Here is a 19,798-nt window from a genome sequence, read left to right as displayed (position 1 = left end):
AGTTTTACTTGTACAAGTATCTATTTATGCCATTATAAGCAAGCCTTCATTTTTTATATGATGATATACCATACTATTTAATATGATCCAAAAATACCTTGGAATGTTTTCAAAAAAACCACGGTTTTCAGGGATTTTTTATAGTACGTTAAAAAAATATTAAATCCATAACCTCGGAGCTAGCTGAGGCATGTTTCTGGGAATATGCTCTAGTTGTATTATAAAATATTAATAACCAATAATTTACTACTGTACTAAATATTCTATTTCTTTTAAACAGGAATTGTAAAATAGAAAGTGCTTCCTGATCCTTGTTTAGATTCTAACCAAATTTTACCACCATGAGCTTCGACTATTTTTTTACAGTGCGCCAAACCAATGCCTGTACCCTCATACTCTTCTCTGGAGTGCAACCTTTGAAAAATAGCAAATATACGCTCCTGATGTTCTTTTGGTATTCCTATACCGTTATCTTTTATCCTAAATTGCCAAACTCCTTTAGATAGGTTTTCTGGATCATTTATCTGTGCAGAGGATATATTTATTATTGGTATGGTATTCGGTGCCCTAAATTTTATTCCATTACTAATAAGGTTTTGAAACAATAAGCGAAGTTCTATTTCTGACCCCTTAATGACTGGTAATTTTTCTATAGTAATTTGTGCTTTTGTTTTTTGTAAGGTATTTCTTAAATCATTTTTTAGTTCTGTTAAGATTAGGTTACAATCTACATTTTGATAATCTCTGCTCCTGCCTAATCTGGAGTATTCTAACAAAGCATCAATTAGTTTTTTCATGCGTATGCTCGCATCTTTTATATAAGTCATACTCTCTTTGCCTACATCATCAAAGTTTTTTCCATAATCTTCTTCCAGCATCCCTATAAAACTGGATATCGTATTTAAAGGCTCCTGAAGATCATGACTAGCTATATATGCAAATTGTTCTAATTCTTTATTTTTAATTTCCAGTTCTAAGGATTGTGTATGTATAGCTTGATTTTTGTTTTCTAATTTTTCATTAAATTTTTTCTTTTCTATATATCCTCTGTATATAAAAAAACTAACTCCAATTGCCAAAAGGATCAAAACAATAAGCAGCATATTTATTTTTTTTTGCAAGCTAATTTTGTTTGCTTGTTGATCGAGTATTGCTTCTTGTTTTTTGATTTTATCTATTTGTTGTATTAAAAAATCTTTTTGTCTCTTAATTTCCTCGTTACTTTGCTGTATTTTTTCGTTCTGGTTTTTTATAAAACTTACTTGTTCTTGAATATTTTTTTCTAATTCCCGCTCTATTTCAATCTTTTCTTCATACTTTTTTAGTTGTATTTCACTTTGGGTATATAATTTTTCAATTTCTCCTTCTTTGATAAATATTTCTTTTTGGTGATCTCTTATTCTGTTTTTTTGATATTGTATTTGGTCATCTTTGTCTTTTATAACGATATCCTGTTTTTTTTTATCTTCTATTACTTCATCCAGTACTCTTTCTGTTTTGCGATATAAACGCTTCCATTTTTCTGAAGAAGTGATGGCATATTTTTTTAATGAGGGTGTAAAAACAAATCCTTCTTTATACATCCGGTTTGTATTTATTTCATATTCAAAAGAGTCTCCTACATTAACCATATTGATCATTGAGGCATTAAAATTATAATCCTCACTAACCAATAGTATATCTTTTCCCGAAATTTTACTTAAAATATAATGCATATCATAATTATATTTATGATTTACATATAACAGTTGAATATCTTTTACATCTTTAATAAACTGAAACCTAACTATCTTGACATTTTTATCCTGTATTTTACGTTTTTCTGCCATGGTAAAAAGATCTGATATGGTTTCATCCGGACCCAAAACCCCTATTTTAAAATCCTGATCTTTTTGCAGGTTCTGCCAACCTACCTGTTGCGCAAAATTAAAGATGAATATAGCTCGTTGTAATCTTTTTACCTCTTCATTTTCTATCTCTTGAGCTTCTATTTTAAAAACAGGAAACAAAGTGATAAAACATAGAAAAATTAAAATAAAATTAGAATGTAAGATGGATAAATTTTGATGTCTACATATCATAACCTAAGTAATAATCGTAAATAATAATTAGATCCATTAACCCCAAACTGTTGTACTCGTCTGCTATACCTAAAATTACCTTCTTCTGTATTTGCAGAATGTGTATGTTTATCCGGATATACATTAAAGATATTATTACCCCCAATCGTACATTTTATAAAGTCACTAATTTGATACGAGATTGCCGTATTTGTTACTATTTTAGGAGAAAATGTCTGATCTCTGGTCTCTGGTACTCCTGTAAAATCATTCACTACCCAATTAGCAGGGTTTCCATCATTGGGGTGCACAAATTTCACTTTTCCAAAGAGCGAATTTATTAATTGAAACCTAAACCTGTCTAACTCATAAGATAGTAAGGAATTTACTTTATAATCTGGCTGAGCAGATTCTACTCTTGCTATTTCTTCTCTATTAAAAAGCACTTCTTCTTGTCCTGCTAATGCCTTAGATACCTTAATCGGTCCTTTTACCTTTGTTTTTGTCAAATTAGCGCCTATAGATGCATTAAATTTTCCTTCTCCCAGCATAGTTTTATAAAATAATGACATATCTAAACCAGAAGTTCGGGAATCTATAGCATTGGTAAAAAACTGAGCTGCACCAACATCAAAAGGTTTTAATATATCCTCATAACCATTTGCAAACCTACCAGATAATACAATCCTGTTTTTGATATTGATTGAATAATAATCAAAACTAAAGGTAATATTCTTATATAATTTTCCGCTTATTCCTGCACTTAAATGACTGGATAATTCTGGTTTTAGTTTTCCTATATCAAAGGCTTCTGCCGTAACAGCACTTTCATTATTAAAGGTACCAACCTGCATGCTCTCTCCATTAATAAATTGTGTGCTTATGTTTTGAAAAAACACCTGATGAAGGGATGGTGCTCTAAACCCTGTAGAATATCCCGCTCTAACACTAATAGCATCTTTAACTCTGTATCTTCCCGATAGTTTCCAAATAGCCTGGCCTCCAAAATCATTATAGGCTTCGTATCTGGCAGCTGTTCTTACCAATAATTTATTGGTCAAATTTACTTCAACATCCATATATCCTGAGCTGTTGGTCCTAAAACGATTTAACTCATTTTCGGGTTGAAATCCCGGAAAAACCTGTGCCCCAACTATTCTTGGCAATTCTATTCCCAGGGTATTGGTATAAGTGTTCCCCCCGTTAATATACGATGCTTCTTCTCCTGCTATAATTTGATAGTTTTCTACTCTTAATTCTGCTCCAAAAGCTATATTTACCCCACTAAACCAATCAAATGTTCTTGATATATCAAGATTAGTGGTATTTTGTTTATATAAAAAACCTCCTGCATAAAAAGTTCTGGGCGAAATCCCTCCCATAGATGCATTATTAGAATTATTTACGGTATAGTCCAATCTATTTACCCCTATAGAATGGCTGAAATCTACGTCCCAATTATTTTTTATCCCTCTTATTCCTCCTGTTATTGCATCATCTTGAATATCGGTAAGAATTTCTGGAGAAAAACCATTAGGAAACAGTTCCAAAACTACTCTGCCCTGATTTTTTGGAAAACGATAAAACCCTTTAGACTTGCCTTCTCTATAATTTCTGCCACCATGCATATAAAATGTTGCATAATCTGACATGGATATTTCTCCATTAAAAGATAATGCAAGATTTTGTGTCTCTGCACTACCAATTTCCATTACCTGCTTACCAGAATACGCATTTTGAGAAAAAAAATCATTTTGATCTATTAATACCTTATCATTAGCAATATCATTTGTGTATACAGTACCTGTATAATCCCCTGCTCTGTTAACAGATTCTCTGTCCCTGTATTCTGCGGTAACATTAATGTATCCTTCTTCTCCTATTTTTAGTCCAAAATTTGCCGAAGAATACAGATGAAGTCCATCTCCTTTTGTATTTATACCAACCCTGTTATCGACTTGAATAATTTCTACCTGTTTTTTTAATATAATATTAATTACACCGGCTATTGCATCAGAACCATATTGTGAGGTAGCCCCATCCCGCAATATTTCGATACGTTCTACAGAAGCTATGGGTATTGCATTAAAATCTGTACCTACAGACCCTTTGCCAACGGTACCATTAACATTTAATAACGAGCTATTGTGCCTTCGTTTACCATTAATCAATACCAACACTTGATCTGGTCCTAGTCCTCTAACGGTTGCCGGATCAATATGATCTGTACCGTCTGCTATGGTTTGATTTGTAGAATGAAAGGATGGCATGAGGTAATGTAAGATATGAGACAATTCTACCTGAGGGGAGTTCGTTAATTGTTGTGGGGATATAATATCTACTGCTGCTGTATTTTTTAAAAGCGATTTCGGTTTAGCTCTTGATCCCAACGAAATTGGTTGGTCTATAGAAAACCCTGTTTCTAGAATAAAATCAACTTTTACTGTATCTCCTGCTTTTACTGTTATCGATTTAGAAACAGATGTATACATAACAAATCCTGATGTAATGATATACTCCCCCTCATCTGCATCAAAACTATAATTACCATTAATATTGGTAGTTGTATTTTTGTCTGTACCCTCAATAAAAACTTTTGCCCCGGGCAAATTACCAAATTGATCAGAAACATTACCCGTTATAATTGCTCTTGATTGAGAAAAGGCCCCAAAAGCAATACAAAAAAACAATAAAAAAATACTATGCTTTTTATAGTATTTTGATAAACTTTGAGGGTTCTTTTTTATCTTAATTTTAATGATATTTATATTTTAAAAGGTTACCTTATATATTTTTTCAAAACTATCATAAATAATTGTATTACAAAACCATCGCTTTTGCTTTTATGATATCAAATCGTTACATATCTTAGAGTTTATATTGCCATAATATTTGGCTACTATATCACAAACAACATCTTTTGTTAGCATTTTATCCTGAAATTCCTTGACTTCAGAAAAACTTTTTGCTTTTTCAACTTCTTCTTTATTAAGCTTTGTACCAATCATTAAAATAATAATGACAGATTTTTTTAAGTCGTTGTCCAGTTTTTGAAATTCTTCCAAAAACTCCCATCCCCCCATAACCGGCATATTAATATCCAAAAAAAGTATTTCTGGAATTACCCCTGATTTTAAATAGTCTAGTGCCTCCTTACCATTTTTTGCAACCAATACCTCCTCTACACACTCCGTTTTTTTGATTATTGTTTTATTAAAAAAATTAGTAGCATTATTATCATCTACCAGAAGAAACCGTTTTATTTTTCCCATCTTTATATATTTTTTTACAATCAGATTCCCAAAACACATTTTGTTTGTAATCACCAAAATCGTTCCAAATCTTTTTATAAGTCTACAGATTAGTATAAAACTTGCAATTCTGACATAATATCCAGTTCTTTTTCTTTTTTTATAAAGGAAGGATGTTTTGTTTACTATACATCTATAGCAAAACAATTTAAAAAATTAACATTACAATAAAATGTTTAAAAAACAGAGTATTGTTTTATGCTAAAACATATAAATATCCGACAAAAAGACACCGAAGTAATTTAACCGTCAAAAAAACAAAGTAAATTTTTAATTCATAGACCTTATGTTATTCAAAAAATATTATGTACTAAATAAAACAATTTTTAAAAATGATTTTCTAATACATTATCTAACAAATCCAGGGATAATGGTTTGTTAATAAAATCATCAACCGAGTGATTCTTAGAAGAGGCTTTAACATCATCGGGGTTAGAAGATGTAGACAACAAAATAACCTTAATATCTTCTGTTATTTTGTTATCCAGCTTAGAAAACTCAGTTAAAAACTCCCAGCCATTCATTGCCGGCATATTGATATCCAAAAAAATAAGATTTGGTTTTGTTGCTTTGTCATTTCCTACACAGATAAGATATTCAAGAGCCGCCATACCGCTTTGTACAGTATTTACTTCTCTAAATCCTTCGTGTTTTATTACAACTCTTTTGTTAAAGAAATTAGTAGCCTTATCATCATCTATTAATAAGACACAGTCAACCAATATATTCATTATAAATTCCCAATTACAATCAAATTAAATAAACTTAATCCAAATTACAATCACAAAACCAAATTTTATGAAACTGTTTTCGTTCAAAAACATAAATTCCCTGTTAAAATGTTTTAGATTACAAATATTTGTATCAAATTATGGTTTTTGAAGTCCTTTTAAGAAAGACTCTAAAAAATAAATGTAAATTTGGAGCGCATCAGGCCTCGTCTGTCTGAAAATTTCAGCTAGGGATATATGACTCATAAATCAAAAAGCAAATACAAAAACGTATCTCTTCGATATGTTTTTTATAATAATATCGATGACATCCCTATTATTAACTGGAGCTTGCCAAACCCCAAAAAAAACATTTTCCTTTCCCTTTCTTATTTAAAAGCACTAGAATACACTCTTTCTGAAACTATTCGTTTTAGATATATTCTTTTTTATGATGAAGAGACCCCTGTTGGATTTGCAGCAACACAGCTTATAAAATTTAATCCCGAGAAATTAAATTTTCAAGGGTTCCCGTGTAAAATAAGCGATACTATCAAAAATACTTTATTTAAAAACACCGAAGTTGGGGTTTTAATTTGTGGAAACTTATTTTCCTGTGGTGAGCATGGCTATGTATACAATTCTGATTTTGTGTCCCCAGAAATAATATTGGACGGTTTATTGAATGCTTTAAACGAAATACGAAAATCTGAAAGCTCGAATAAACCATCTTTTATATTATTAAAAGAATTTTGGCCTGCATCTTTTGATCAAACAGATCATATTAAAAAATATAATTTCAGAGAGTTTAATATTGACCCTAATATGGTTTTAAAAATACATCCTTCCTGGAATACTTTTGAAAGTTATCTGGCTGATCTTAGAACAAAATTCAGATCCCGTGCAAAAAATGTTTTAAAAAGATCAGAAAACATCACTACAAAAGATTTTACTGCTATGGATATTGATGTCTATAAAAATGAAATCAACACTCTTTATTTATCTGTTATTGAAAAAGCAGATTTTAAAATAGGAAAATTAAATGCTTCTACTTTTAAAAGTTTAAAAAAAGAACTAAGAAATTCTTTTATATTTACCGGCTATTTTTTGGAGCATAAATTAGTAGGGTTTGCTACTTCTTTTATACATAACAATATAGTAGAAGCAAATCATATTGGTATTGATTATAGCTATAATACAGAATATGCTGTCTACCAAAAAATGTTATATGATTATGTTATTTTGGCTATTTCAAAAAAGGCAGATGAGCTTAGGTTGGGAAGAACCGCTGAAACTATAAAGAGTTGTGTAGGTGCTGTACCTGTGGATATGAAACTGTATGTAAAACATGGAAACTCTATTTCTAATACCCTTTTAAAACCATTGGTAGAGTTAATTTCGCCTAGTGAGCATGAAATAAGAAACCCTTTTAAGCTATTATCAAAATAATGGATTCATTAACTCAAATTGTATTAGGGGCAGCCGTAGGAGAAGCTGCTTTGGGCAGAAAGGTTGGTAACAAGGCTTTACTTTGGGGTGCTATTGCAGGTACTATCCCCGATTTGGATGTATTATCCAAGTTTTTTGTAGATAATGTTACTGCAAACGAATTACACAGAGGGTTTTCGCACTCCATCCTGTTTTGTGTTCTTGCCGCTCCTGTATTAGGATGGGGAATTGCAAAAATTTATAACAATAAAGAAGCTAATTGGAAAGATTGGACCAAACTTATGTTCCTGGGGCTTTTTACCCACCCTGTTCTTGATGCATTTACCACTTGGGGAACACAGCTATTTTGGCCTTTTACATACAAAGTCTCTTTTAAAAACATCTTTGTTGTAGATCCATTGTATACATTACCGTTCTTGGTTTTTGTGATTTTAGCAATGTTTTATAAACGCACACATCCCAAAAGAAAAACTTTTAATACTATTGGGTTATATATTAGTAGCACATATATGATTATAACATTGGGGTTAAAATGGTATACATACGGTGTATTTCAAACAAATTTAGATAATCAACATATAAGCTATAAAGAAATACAAACCAAACCTACCCCCTTAAACAGTATTTTGTGGTCTGCCAATATAGAAACTAAAGATTCTTTTTTGATCGGTTACTATTCATTACTAGACAAAGACCCTGTGGTTACTTTTGCTAAATTTCCCAAAAACCACCACCTTCTTGGAGATATGAAAAACGATCCTCTGCTACCCAGACTAATTACATTATCTGAAGGTTGGTATACCATAGAAAAAAGTCCCGATGGAAAATTGTTTTTTAATGATTTAAGGTTTGGACAATTAGGAATAGGCAACGAAGCCAGTAGGTTTGTTTTTAGTTATGAACTATTTTATAATGATAAAAAAATTCTTGAAGCTAAAGAACGGGGAAGAAATGTGGAAGAAGCTTCTCCCCTATTAAAAAAACTTTTCACTAGGGTTTTAGGCAATAAATCTTGATTTCTGGCAATAAAAATGGTTTTAAAATTTTTAATACTCCATAGAGATTGCCCCCTATGAAGTATTGCTTTTTTATATTTCTTTAAAAAACTACCTTCTCTATAGTAAACGTTTCTATAGCAGGAGTTGTACCTCCAAAAAAATCACTCAATGAGCTATTTATTACGTAAACAGTTTTAAAATACGCATTAGCTAGTGTAGTAGGAGAACTTCCCTGTACAGGATAAGAATCTGTCAATTCTATAGTTTCCCAAATATCCTTGCTTTCAAATTTAACCACATTAGCAAAATTACTCACGCTATATATGGTATTAAAATCAACAATCTGTATTCCATCAAGACCTCCTACCGGCAGATCGATAACCTTAAAAGACTTTGGATTATTAACAGGCACTTTAAACAATTTAGGATCACTGCTTGCTACCAATAAAAAGCCTAGTGGATGGTAGGTTATTCCGTTAATTCCAAAACCAGCAGATGGTTTTAACCTTTCGTCTTGCAAAAATACAGAAGCTTTCCCTTTTGTATTTATTTTATAGAGTACAGAGGATGCTGTATCGGTAACATATATATTCCCCATAAAATCTGTAATCAAATCATTAGGGAAAATATTTGCATTAGGCAGAACATCTACCAAATCAACATATAAAACCCGTTTTCCTGTTTTGAGATCATATCCTGCAATCCCCCCTTTTCTTTCAAAAAAACTGGCAATAGCAACATAAATCCTGTCTCTTATATTATCAATATGAATACCTACAGTATTCGTTAAAATTTCATCTTCTATAAAAGGAGTATACACTCCATCGTTTGTAACAATTCCGATAGTGCCACGGCTAAGTGAACTTACATAAAAACGATTCCTCCTGAAATCAAATTCTATTCCTTCCGGATACAGCCCCGAAGCTTTAAAAGAAACTAAATTTGGCAGAAAAGTGAATTTTTTACTTGTGGGAGCCAGATGTGAATAATCTTCAATAAAAGACGAAGTATCTTCTACCTCTTCCGTTTCTGAAGCAGTAGAAATTTCATCTACAAAATCATCACTACAAGAAGTTGTCAAAAAAAATAAAAAGATGCATGTAAAAATAAATGGTTGTGTTCTCATAAAAGTTGGATTTAAAATTTTGAGTAAAATTAAATTAAACTTTTATGAGTTACTACCCTGAAAACAGGGTACATCATTTTTTTTTATGAAATTTTGGTTTTAACAAGTGAGAGTACACATTATAGCTATATGTAATAAACCTATGATTTTATGAGCCCGTTTTTAACAAAAAAAGTCTCTTTATTTTTTTATATTGAACTCGTTTAAACTTTTTTGATTAAAGCAAAAAAGTTTAAACGAGTTCTTAGACCGATTTCTTACTTAAAGTATCCTGCCAACTCTTTTTCTGTTACTAATCAATTTTCAAAATCCCTCTTGTCAGGGTAATTAATCGTATAGAATGTAAAAATGAGAATCGAGATAGGTTCAAAAACTTCAGAAATAAAAAACCTCACAAGATAAAAACTTATGAGGTCTATATTTTCTTTAAGCAAACTGGCAAATAACCCCTCCCATTAATGCTAAACATACTATCCAATATCCAACATTAACAGCAATATATTTAAAACCTTTCTTTTCAAATAAAGCATTGGTACCCAATACTGGCAATACAAAAAGCAACCCAGACATTGCACCATGCAAAGCACCATGACCAAAAGTTCTAAAATTATTACCATACTTTGTCATGTAATCCTGTGCATATTCGTAAACTTCTGTTCCCGCCTCTGTTAATCCGGGTTCATTCATCATGCTGGAAAAAAAGCCAAACTGGTGAATCACAAAAGTGTTTAGTATAAATGCCAAAAAAAAGCTAAAAACATACGCCAGAATAAAAATCAAAGGCATGTTCCCTCCTTTTAAATCTTCTGGAGTAAACCCACAGGCATTCATCCAGACAGTACCAAAAACTTTTGGGTTATACCAAATAAACCCCAATACCATGGGTATTAATGCTGCAAGTGCTGTAATTAAAAAGTTAAATTCCATATTGATCTGTATTTAAAGTTGTTACCCAAATATAACTAAAAATAATATTGCCTTATTTTTACCAAACAAAATACAATAACCGTAAAGAGAACACTATTAAAACACCCCCTGTAATTTTAAAAACCAAGGATAGCCTTTGTGCAGAAATAAACCTCTTAACCTTTTTGGACAAAAACACTTTCAAAAGATCTGTTGTTAATATACCTGCCAGAACCGCACTAATAAAAACTAGTAACACCCTATCTTCGGGATATGCATACTTTCCATAATTATACACTCCGATCCAAACAACAAACACAAAAGGATTAAAAAAATTAATACCAAATCCTTTTAAGAAAAAACCAGAAAGCCTTTTAGGCTCGATAGAAAATAGTATCGTTGGGCGAGCTTTTTTTAATACATAACTAATTCCTATCCCAAAAAGTAAAATACTACCAATACTCCCTATCCAGAATTGATGTTGTGGCTCTATTATAAAAGAGGACAAACCAAAGTAACATAATCCCACACAAACTATATCGCTAAAAACTATACCTAAAGCTACTGCAACTCCTGCTTTAGAGCCATACTGAATACTACTGTTTAATAACAAAAAGAAAACAGGACCTATAAAAATAATCATTCCTAATCCTATAGCATATCCTTCTAATAAATACATCAACCCCCTTTTAACACTTTTATACTATTCACCTTTTATGTTTACAACCTAAACAGAATTATCAAATATATAAATAACCAGACTATATCGCTTTAATACATTTTAAGATGTATTAAAGTGATAGCCCATAAATTTAAGAAATAAACTTCTACTTAATCTTTGGTACTTTTTAATATCTATTTATATCTTGCATATCAAATATTCACACATTATGCATAATACATACAAAGTTGGAGTTGATAAAGCTTTTGAGTTTGACCTTACAGATCAGGATATTTCAGAAATAAATTCTATAAAAAACTCAGATACCTCTTACCATATACTCTACGACAACAAATCTTATCATGCAGAGATTGCACAATCAGATTTCACTTCCAAAAAATATTCAATAAAAGTTAACAATACCACCTATCAGGTTTCAATAGCTAATAATCTGGATATTAGGATTGCAGAAATGGGATTTTCTGTAGGTTCTTCAAAACAAATAAATGCTATTAAAGCCCCTATGCCCGGTTTACTGCTAGACATACAAGTAAAAGTCGGGCAAGAAGTTAACGAAGATGACCCTTTACTTATTCTGGAAGCCATGAAAATGGAAAACCTTATCCTTTCACCCAGAAATGGGGTTATTAAAGCCATTTCGGCAACCAAAGGAGATGCTGTAGACAAAGGACAATTGTTAATCGAATTCGAATAAACGCTGATTAGGCATGTTATAACGCCATTGGTTTTAAGTTAAAATAGTAATTAGCAAATTCTACACCTGTACCCTACCAAGTTAAAGTATAATTAAGGGGTACAAGAACAAAAAACAAACAGATGAAAAAAATATTAGTTGCTAACAGAGGTGAAATAGCGATTCGGGTAATGACAACTGCTCGTAAAATGGGAATCAAAACCGTTGCTATTTACTCTACCATAGATAGAAATGCACCACATGTAAAATTTGCTGACGAAGCTGTATGTGTAGGCGAAGCCCCTTCTAATCAATCCTATTTATTAGGATCTAAAATCATTGAAATTGCAAAACAATTACAAGTAGATGCCATACACCCGGGATATGGATTTTTAAGTGAAAATGCAGACTTTGCAGAAGAGGTAGAAAAAAACAATATTATTTTTATTGGTCCAAAATCCAAAGCCATACAAGTAATGGGCAGCAAATTAGCCGCAAAAGAAGCTGTTAAAGCCTACGATATCCCTATGGTTCCTGGTATCGACGAAGCCATTACCGATGTTGCCAAAGCAAAATCCATTGCCACAAAAATAGGATATCCTATTTTAATCAAAGCCTCTGCAGGAGGTGGCGGAAAAGGAATGCGGGTGGTAAATGAAGAAAAAGAACTAGAGTCCCAAATGAACCGTGCCATTAGCGAAGCCACTTCAGCATTTGGAGACGGATCTGTATTTATTGAAAAATATGTGGCATCCCCCCGCCATATCGAAATACAGGTAATGGCAGATAGCCATGGTAATGTAATACACCTTTTTGAAAGAGAATGCAGTGTACAACGGCGACACCAAAAAGTAGTAGAAGAAGCCCCGTCTGCGGTACTTACCCCAGAACTACGTACCAAAATGGGAGAAGCAGCCGTAAAAGTAGCCAAAGCATGCGATTATCTGGGAGCAGGAACCGTAGAATTTCTTTTAGATGAAAAGCATAACTTCTACTTTCTCGAAATGAATACCAGACTACAAGTAGAACATCCTGTTACCGAACTTATAACAGGAACAGATTTGGTAGAACTACAAATAAAAGTTGCCAGAGGAGAAAAACTGCCAATACAACAAAAAGATCTACATATACAAGGACACGCTTTAGAACTGCGTGTATATGCCGAAGATCCTTTAAATGATTTTTTACCAAGTGTAGGACATCTGGATACCTATAAAATTCCTGAAGGAAAAGGAATCCGGGTAGACAACGGGTTTGAACAAGGCATGGATATTCCTATCTATTATGATCCAATGTTATCGAAACTAATTACCTTCGGAAAAACCAGAGAAGAAGCCATACAATTAATGATACAGGCTATCGACGGCTATATTGTAGAAGGAGTACAAACCACATTGCCATTTGGTAAATTTGTATGCGAGCATGAAGCATTTCGATCCGGAAATTTTGATACCCATTTTGTAAAAAAACACTATACCCCCGATATCCTGAAATCTGCAACAGAGCAAGAAGCAAAAATAGCAGCGTTAATTGCTTTACAACAATACATCGAAGATCAAAAAACAGTACGCATACCAACACTATAAGTATTATGGAATCAAAAATTAAAATGTTACAAGATAAAATTGCGCAGGCAAAATTAGGTGGTGGAGAAAAACGTATTCAAAAACAGCATCAAAAGAAAAAATTAACCGCACGAGAACGTGTAGAATATTTAGTAGACGAAGGATCGTTTGAAGAAATTGGTATTTTGGTAACCCACCGTACTACCGATTTTGACATGGATAAAGAAATTTATTACGGGGATGGTGTCGTTACGGGATATGGTACCGTAAACGGAAGATTGATCTATATCTTTGCACAAGACTTTACCGTTTTTGGAGGTGCTTTGTCTGAAACCCATGCCGAAAAGATTTGTAAAGTAATGGATATGGCAGTACAAGTAGGTGCGCCAATCATTGGTCTTAATGACTCTGGCGGAGCAAGAATCCAGGAAGGAGTCCGGTCTTTGGGCGGGTATGCCGATATATTTTATAAAAATGTACAAGCATCCGGAGTTATCCCCCAGATTTCTGCCATTATGGGACCTTGTGCCGGTGGCGCCGTGTACTCCCCTGCTATGACCGATTTTACAATGATGGTAGAACAAACCAGTTATATGTTTGTAACTGGTCCTAATGTGGTAAAAACAGTAACTAACGAAGAGGTAACTTCTGAAGAGCTGGGAGGAGCAAGCACACACTCTACAAAATCAGGGGTAGCACATATAACCTCTGCTAATGATGTAGAATGTCTGGAGGATATTAAAAAACTACTAAGCTACCTGCCACAAAGCAATAAAGAGCTTCCTAAAAAATTAGAATACGCCTTGCAGGATGAAATAAGAGAATCCTTATCCTCTATAGTACCCGATAACCCCAATAAACCGTATGATATGCACGAGGTGATCGGGGGTATTATCGATACTGGTTCTTTTTATGAAATTCATAAAGATTATGCCGAAAATATTATTGTGGGTTTTGCCCGTCTGGGCGGAAGAAGCATCGGGATCGTAGCCAATCAACCACAATTTTTGGCAGGGGTATTAGATGTAAACAGCTCTAAAAAAGCAGCCCGGTTTACACGTTTCTGCGATTGTTTTAATATCCCGCTATTAGTATTGGTAGATGTACCGGGATTTTTACCGGGTACCGATCAGGAATGGAACGGTATCATAGTGCACGGCGCCAAACTTTTATACGCATTAAGTGAAGCCACAGTGCCCAAAGTAACTGTAATAACCCGTAAAGCCTATGGCGGCGCTTATGATGTAATGAACTCTAAGCATATTGGGGCAGATCTTAACTTTGCATGGCCATCTGCAGAGATTGCCGTAATGGGTGCCAAAGGAGCCAGTGAAATTATTTTTAGAAGAGAAATACAAGCAGCACCAGATCCCGAAGCCAAACTGGCAGAAAAAGAAGCAGAATATGCCGAAAAATTTGCGAACCCATACCGTGCAGCACAACGCGGGTTTATAGACGAAGTAATTTTGCCAAAAGATACCCGCAAAAAACTAATAAAAGGATTTAGCATGCTAGAAAACAAAACGGTTAACCGACCAGACAGAAAGCATGGCAATATCCCTTTATAAAAAATAAAAACAAGTGTTGTTGCACTTAAAAACACTTCAAAAAAAAAACAGTTATAAACATAGATTTGTAACTGTTTTTTTGTTTTCACGGTATAGCATGTATCCTTTAGATTTACAAAGTAGTATTTCCTGTCAAAAACTCCCCTTACTGATGTAAAAACTTTAAATCAGACCCCTTGCCCTCTTTAGATATCTACTAAAAATTTTATTCAGGTAGTACACCAACACCTGTCAGTAGTTATTTATTCCATAATCTTTCTCCTCACCCCTCCTTCTACCCTGCAAAACCCCTTCATTTTACCTTAGTCATCTTTTTTATTTCCATAAAAATCAAAAATAATTTCCGAAGTATCAAAAAACGAAACTACTATGTTGTATCCTTGTGTCCTATTACAAGATAAACGTACTTCTCGACACCCCATAAAGATTCGTTGTCTTTTATACCCGATTTACACCGTAAAACGGGCAAAACCTAGTATTAATCTTTAATTATTTATTGTATGTCAAAACAAAATTATGACCACAAGTTTATGGTACTGGATGCCATAGCAACAAACGATGTAAAAGCCCCTAACATACCTGTGGACAACGCATTACAAGAAGCCGAAGACCTGTACATCTGGGCAGAGGCAGATAAAGAAGCCCTGCTTAAAAGCTCTGGGGTGGATTGGGAGCAGTTTGTTGTGGATATCCCTGTGCGCGCAGGAGCATTGCGCCATGCACAATCGTTATGGGTAAAAGAACGTTATAGCCAGGAAGAAGCTAACAAAATCTGGAAAGAAGAATCCCCCAAAGCTTATGAGCTTAGAGATGATTTACTCGATGATTTTAGATATGCATTTAGAAAACGCAAGGATCTTTTGGGGCGGGTTAAAGAAATTTATAACGGTAACGGAGATGCAGATATGATACAGGATCTTAGTGATCTTAGCGTTTTAGGAAAAAGTAATACCGAAGAGCTTATCGCCGCAAAATTTAAAATGAAAAACCTGAATATTGCTGCCGAATTATCGAATAATCTGGCAGAAATGCTTGCTAAAGCCAATGGTGCTACTCTGGAAAACTCAAAAGCAAAAGTAATGCGGGACAAAGCTTTTACACATCTAAAAGAAGCTACAGACGAAGTTCGGGAAGCAGGCAAATATGTGTTTAAAAAAGATCCTGTGCGCTATAGAGGATATATCAGCAGGTATAACAAGAAATAACCGCAGTACACTATATAAAAGATATACTGGTTAAGGAGGTACCGGTTGGTTAACAATCATTCCTGATGGTATTCTTTATTGTACCGCTATACTTTAGCAACTCCCGGCGCTCTTTATTTGCTCCCTTGCCGCATGTACACTCGTCCCGGCGGCAGGGAAACATAAAAGAAGCGCCGGGACTGTATACCAACCTGACGGGAAAGGGTAAACTACCTGCGGGAGAGGGTAAACTACTTACGGGAGAGGTCATCCTACTGCCGGGAAAGGGCAAACCATTTACGGGAAGCATATTTTAGTGCCGGGAAAGGGTATAGCACCTACGGGAAGCATATTTTAGCACCGGGAAAGGGTATGATACTTACGGGAAACGTTTTTTAGTGCCGGGGCAAGGATATTTTAACCTATAGTAACCGATGTTCTTATTTTACATGCCCGGATAACCTTTTTGTCCAATTTTTATATGTCATTTCAAACTTTATTTCTTCTATTTCATGGATTCCGGCTTCTTCCCAACCGGCTTTTCTATAAAACAATTCTGCCCTGGTTCTTGGGGTTGTCCCTAACCAAATAGTCTCTTTTGTTTGTGTAAAATACCAATCTAAAAGAATATCATGCAGCTTTCTGCCTATTCCCTGTTTTTCAAATTTAGGAGCTATAAACAATGCCCATACATTATTGTTTTTAAGATCCACTATAGAAAATCCTGTTACAAGATTATTTTCTAAACAAACCCATCCCTTACCACGAACCGTTATAAATTCTTTATAATCTGCTTCTGTAACCAAATCGGGATTAGATAACGTATTTTCGGTAACCGAAGTTCTTACTATGTGCATTTGCGGGATATCTTTTATAACTGCTTCTCTGATCATCATTTTTATATTCTTTTTTTTTACTACCAAAGATCTGAAAAATAATATCTCCAATTTACATTATAGAATTCAAATAGTTGTATGAAAGATAAACATCTCAGGGCAAACACATTTAAGATCAATATATGTTAAGAAGATTGTTTTTGTTTGTTTTTTTGTGGGATTTTTCATTCCAGCGTAGGCTGGAATCTATTTTTCAATCCAAAAAACGAGATCAAACCTATATAAATTCAGCTTTTTTTCCTTTAAAGTAGAAATAGTTTTTTTAAATGTGTTTACCCTGTAAACATCTATAAAGATTTTTAGTTCCCGATGATTCTATTCTTGTTGTAGTAAAGCAGAAATACGTACTGCCCTGTTTGCATTACATACAAAGGATATGTACAGATATGCATTTACGTTTTATAACGAACTATGAAAGCAAGTATTGATTTTGAAAATACCTTGTAAGATTTTAACTTGCTGCCATCATTAACCCTGCTAAATAATAATAGTTACCCTGACTATGAACAATCGAAAAATTACCAAATATGCTATCTATACCGTTGCTGTTTTATCTGCTACGTTAATTAATGAATTTATCATAAAGTATGTAAAAAAATATATCGACCAACAAGGGTATATTTTAGTATTAATAGATATGCTAATTGTGGTATTGATCTTTGCTCCTGCTTTTGCTTTGGTATCTAATTATACCAAAAAAATATCCAAAGCGTATTTAAAGACCTCTAAAAAGATGTCTGGTAGTAATAATGGCATTTTACTAGGGTTTATAGTAGCTATAATTATTCTATTTGTATTATTTGCGAGTCTTAGACATAATATTAGTGTAATAAGAGATCTAAAAGCTTTGCTGCCATAAAAAATATATAGAAAACCAATTACCGCTTTTATCTACCGCAACGAAATGCCCTTTGCTATTGGTTATTGCTTATAAAATGAAATATATACGTCGTATAGCTATTAATAATTTTAAATCCATTAGAAATATCATAGATTTGTAAATAAACATAATAGAAATATGTGTACCGGTACACATACTTTATTGTTGTATGTAATTAAAGATTCTCAATGAAATTCAAAAGAAAGAAGAAGCTGTTTATAGTAATAATCACTTTATTAGTACTATTCCCTTCATTGGCTTTTATTATAACCAAGGAGTTAATGAGAAAAAGATTGGGAGGATATACAGAAATTATCGACCCAAAACCTTTTTTTACGGACTACAACACTATTGGTATTAAGAATGTTAATATTCTAAATCAAGAGGGTAACGATTTTATTGCTAATCAACAAATAATATTAAGAAATGGAGTGATTCAAAGTATTGACTCTATTAATGTTTTGGATAAATCTATAACCTATATTGATGGGAAAGGAAAGTATTTAATTCCTAGTTTAACAGACACACACGTACACTTAAAACACAGCAAAAATGATCTCTATTTATATCTAGCTAATGGTGTTACAACGGTTTGGGAGATGTTTGGAAGTGATATTCATTTAGAATGGAGAGCTGAACAACAAAATGGAGCTATAAGTCCAAAACTATTTGTTGCATCTCAGAAATTAAATAGTCAAGAAGGGTTATTACAATGGTTGAGAAAATACGCCTGGTGGGATATCAATATCACTTCGGTAAATGATGTTAGACCTTGGATTCAAAAAATAAAAAGTAAAGGTTTTGATGCAATCAAAATAGGAAGTTATCTCAATAAGCAGATTTTTGATGCTATTCTTAAAGAAGCCAAAAGTGAGAATATGATTGTAATGGGGCATCTACCATTGGAAATTAGTTTTGAAGAAATTTATGCTTCTGGTATATCAGAACTTGCCCATATAGAAGAAATTGCTAGACGGATGGAAAATGATTTTGGAGGACTGACTTATAATAATTTTGACGAATACATTGCTTATATGCAAAAGCATGCAGATTCAGTAGCCATAAGATTAAGAGAGAATAATATCGCGGTTTCGACAACTATTTGGCTAATGGAGAGTGTTCCTTCTCAAAAGTTCGATACAGAAAACTTTATAAAAACAATAGAAATTGAATACGCAAATCCAACCATTTCTGAAGGCAAAATACTCAGTTTTTTAATGTTTAAAGGTTGGTTTCCAAATCATAATGAGTATGAAGATTTAGAGACTTTAAATGATCCAGAATGGAGGGAAGATTATATTAATCTTGTTAATACTTGGCTAAAAGGAATTCAAATTGTTACGAAAGCACTTCATAAAAATGGAACAACAATCCTTGCTGGAACAGATGCAAATGCTACAGGAGTTGTAGCAGGATTCTCCTTGCATGATGAACTTCAAACTCTAGTTGAAAATGGATTTACTAATGCGGAGGCACTTTACACTGCAACTATAAGCCCTGCAAATTGGGCTAATAAAACAAATGGAATTATACAGCAAGGGTTCGATGCAGATTTACTTTTATTAAATAAAAATCCTTTGGAGGATATCAAAAATACTAAATCTATAGAAATGGTGTTTTTTAATTCATTTTATCTTGAAAAAGAAAGTAGAGCAAAGCTACTTACGGAAATAAAAAAAAGTAACGATAAAATCAGAACAATAGATATTTCAATGTGGAAATAATAACTACATACAATCGAGTAGCCCGACACGGTAAATTAATTTACCGTGTTGAGGCTCTCACACCAC

At 33.2% G+C, this 19,798-nt stretch carries 16 protein-coding genes; 8 read left to right on the top strand and 8 right to left on the bottom strand.

Translation table 11 applies throughout. The features are described from left to right. Nucleotides 1–272: 272 nt before the first annotated feature. From ACZIYX_RS09595 to ACZIYX_RS09580, 4 genes are all read right to left on the bottom strand, one after another. Complete coding sequence (locus ACZIYX_RS09595; protein ID WP_462682008.1) at nucleotides 273–2,081, bottom strand: YfiR/HmsC family protein; 1,809 nt, start codon at nucleotides 2,079–2,081, stop codon at nucleotides 273–275. After that, nucleotides 2,078–4,750 carry a TonB-dependent receptor gene (locus tag ACZIYX_RS09590; RefSeq protein WP_462682007.1) on the bottom strand — a complete coding sequence of 891 codons (2,673 nt, stop codon included), beginning with the start codon at nucleotides 4,748–4,750 and terminating at the stop codon, nucleotides 2,078–2,080. Before ACZIYX_RS09590 ends, ACZIYX_RS09595 begins: the two co-directional genes overlap by 4 nt. Before the next feature lie 153 nt (nucleotides 4,751–4,903). After that, nucleotides 4,904–5,332 (bottom strand): response regulator, encoded by a 429-nt coding sequence (locus ACZIYX_RS09585; RefSeq protein WP_462682006.1) that lies wholly within the window; start codon nucleotides 5,330–5,332, stop codon nucleotides 4,904–4,906. 365 nt (nucleotides 5,333–5,697) lie between these two features. Next, on the bottom strand, nucleotides 5,698–6,102 hold the full coding sequence (locus tag ACZIYX_RS09580) for a response regulator (RefSeq protein ID WP_462682005.1): 405 nt from the start codon (nucleotides 6,100–6,102) through the stop codon (nucleotides 5,698–5,700). A 237-nt stretch (nucleotides 6,103–6,339) separates the two neighbouring features. Here ACZIYX_RS09580 and ACZIYX_RS09575 point away from each other — a divergent pair, with 237 nt between their 5' ends. Together ACZIYX_RS09575 and ACZIYX_RS09570 are read left to right on the top strand one after the other, a co-directional pair. Beyond that, a complete protein-coding gene (locus ACZIYX_RS09575; protein ID WP_462682004.1) occupies nucleotides 6,340–7,530 on the top strand; it encodes a hypothetical protein in 1,191 nt (396 codons plus the stop codon). After that, on the top strand, nucleotides 7,530–8,546 hold the full coding sequence (locus ACZIYX_RS09570) for a metal-dependent hydrolase (RefSeq protein ID WP_462682003.1): 1,017 nt from the start codon (nucleotides 7,530–7,532) through the stop codon (nucleotides 8,544–8,546). The genes ACZIYX_RS09575 and ACZIYX_RS09570 overlap by 1 nt, the downstream gene beginning before the upstream one ends. A gap of 82 nt (nucleotides 8,547–8,628) precedes the next feature. Here the strand turns inward: ACZIYX_RS09570 and ACZIYX_RS09565 are convergent, their stop codons facing one another. The 3 genes from ACZIYX_RS09565 to ACZIYX_RS09555 form a co-directional block, all read right to left on the bottom strand. Then, nucleotides 8,629–9,654, bottom strand: coding sequence for a hypothetical protein (locus ACZIYX_RS09565; RefSeq protein ID WP_462682002.1), 1,026 nt, complete (start codon nucleotides 9,652–9,654; stop codon nucleotides 8,629–8,631). A 426-nt stretch (nucleotides 9,655–10,080) separates the two neighbouring features. After that, the gene (locus ACZIYX_RS09560; protein ID WP_462682001.1) at nucleotides 10,081–10,581 is read right to left on the bottom strand and encodes a DUF1761 domain-containing protein; all 501 of its coding nucleotides are present in this window, start codon (nucleotides 10,579–10,581) and stop codon (nucleotides 10,081–10,083) included. 58 nt (nucleotides 10,582–10,639) lie between these two features. Then, the gene (locus tag ACZIYX_RS09555; protein ID WP_462682000.1) at nucleotides 10,640–11,239 is read right to left on the bottom strand and encodes a LysE family translocator; all 600 of its coding nucleotides are present in this window, start codon (nucleotides 11,237–11,239) and stop codon (nucleotides 10,640–10,642) included. 211 nt (nucleotides 11,240–11,450) lie between these two features. Here ACZIYX_RS09555 and ACZIYX_RS09550 point away from each other — a divergent pair, with 211 nt between their 5' ends. The 4 genes from ACZIYX_RS09550 (at nucleotide 11,451) to ACZIYX_RS09535 (ending at nucleotide 16,253) form a co-directional block, all read left to right on the top strand. Continuing rightward, nucleotides 11,451–11,936 carry an acyl-CoA carboxylase biotin carboxyl carrier protein subunit gene (locus tag ACZIYX_RS09550; protein ID WP_462681999.1) on the top strand — a complete coding sequence of 162 codons (486 nt, stop codon included), beginning with the start codon at nucleotides 11,451–11,453 and terminating at the stop codon, nucleotides 11,934–11,936. A gap of 122 nt (nucleotides 11,937–12,058) precedes the next feature. Continuing rightward, a complete protein-coding gene (gene accC / locus ACZIYX_RS09545; RefSeq protein WP_462681998.1) occupies nucleotides 12,059–13,501 on the top strand; it encodes an acetyl-CoA carboxylase biotin carboxylase subunit in 1,443 nt (480 codons plus the stop codon). A gap of 5 nt (nucleotides 13,502–13,506) precedes the next feature. Next, nucleotides 13,507–15,048 (top strand): acyl-CoA carboxylase subunit beta, encoded by a 1,542-nt coding sequence (locus ACZIYX_RS09540; RefSeq protein ID WP_462681997.1) that lies wholly within the window; start codon nucleotides 13,507–13,509, stop codon nucleotides 15,046–15,048. Between the two features lie 500 nt (nucleotides 15,049–15,548). Beyond that, the gene (locus ACZIYX_RS09535) at nucleotides 15,549–16,253 is read left to right on the top strand and encodes a hypothetical protein (protein WP_462681996.1); all 705 of its coding nucleotides are present in this window, start codon (nucleotides 15,549–15,551) and stop codon (nucleotides 16,251–16,253) included. A 419-nt stretch (nucleotides 16,254–16,672) separates the two neighbouring features. Here ACZIYX_RS09535 and ACZIYX_RS09530 read toward each other — a convergent pair whose 3' ends face one another. Next, on the bottom strand, nucleotides 16,673–17,128 hold the full coding sequence (locus ACZIYX_RS09530; protein ID WP_462681995.1) for a GNAT family N-acetyltransferase: 456 nt from the start codon (nucleotides 17,126–17,128) through the stop codon (nucleotides 16,673–16,675). A 502-nt stretch (nucleotides 17,129–17,630) separates the two neighbouring features. On the opposite strand from ACZIYX_RS09530, the gene ACZIYX_RS09525 reads away from it, so the two are divergent. Together ACZIYX_RS09525 and ACZIYX_RS09520 are read left to right on the top strand one after the other, a co-directional pair. Further along, a complete protein-coding gene (locus tag ACZIYX_RS09525) occupies nucleotides 17,631–17,987 on the top strand; it encodes a hypothetical protein (RefSeq protein ID WP_462681994.1) in 357 nt (118 codons plus the stop codon). A 209-nt stretch (nucleotides 17,988–18,196) separates the two neighbouring features. Next, nucleotides 18,197–19,732, top strand: a complete 1,536-nt coding sequence (locus ACZIYX_RS09520; protein WP_462681993.1) for an amidohydrolase family protein — start codon at nucleotides 18,197–18,199, stop codon at nucleotides 19,730–19,732. Nucleotides 19,733–19,798 lie beyond the last annotated feature (66 nt).

The organism is Aquimarina sp. (assembly GCF_977115655.1).
Note: the sequence above shows the minus strand (reverse complement) of the source record. Positions and strands in the feature narration are given on the sequence as shown.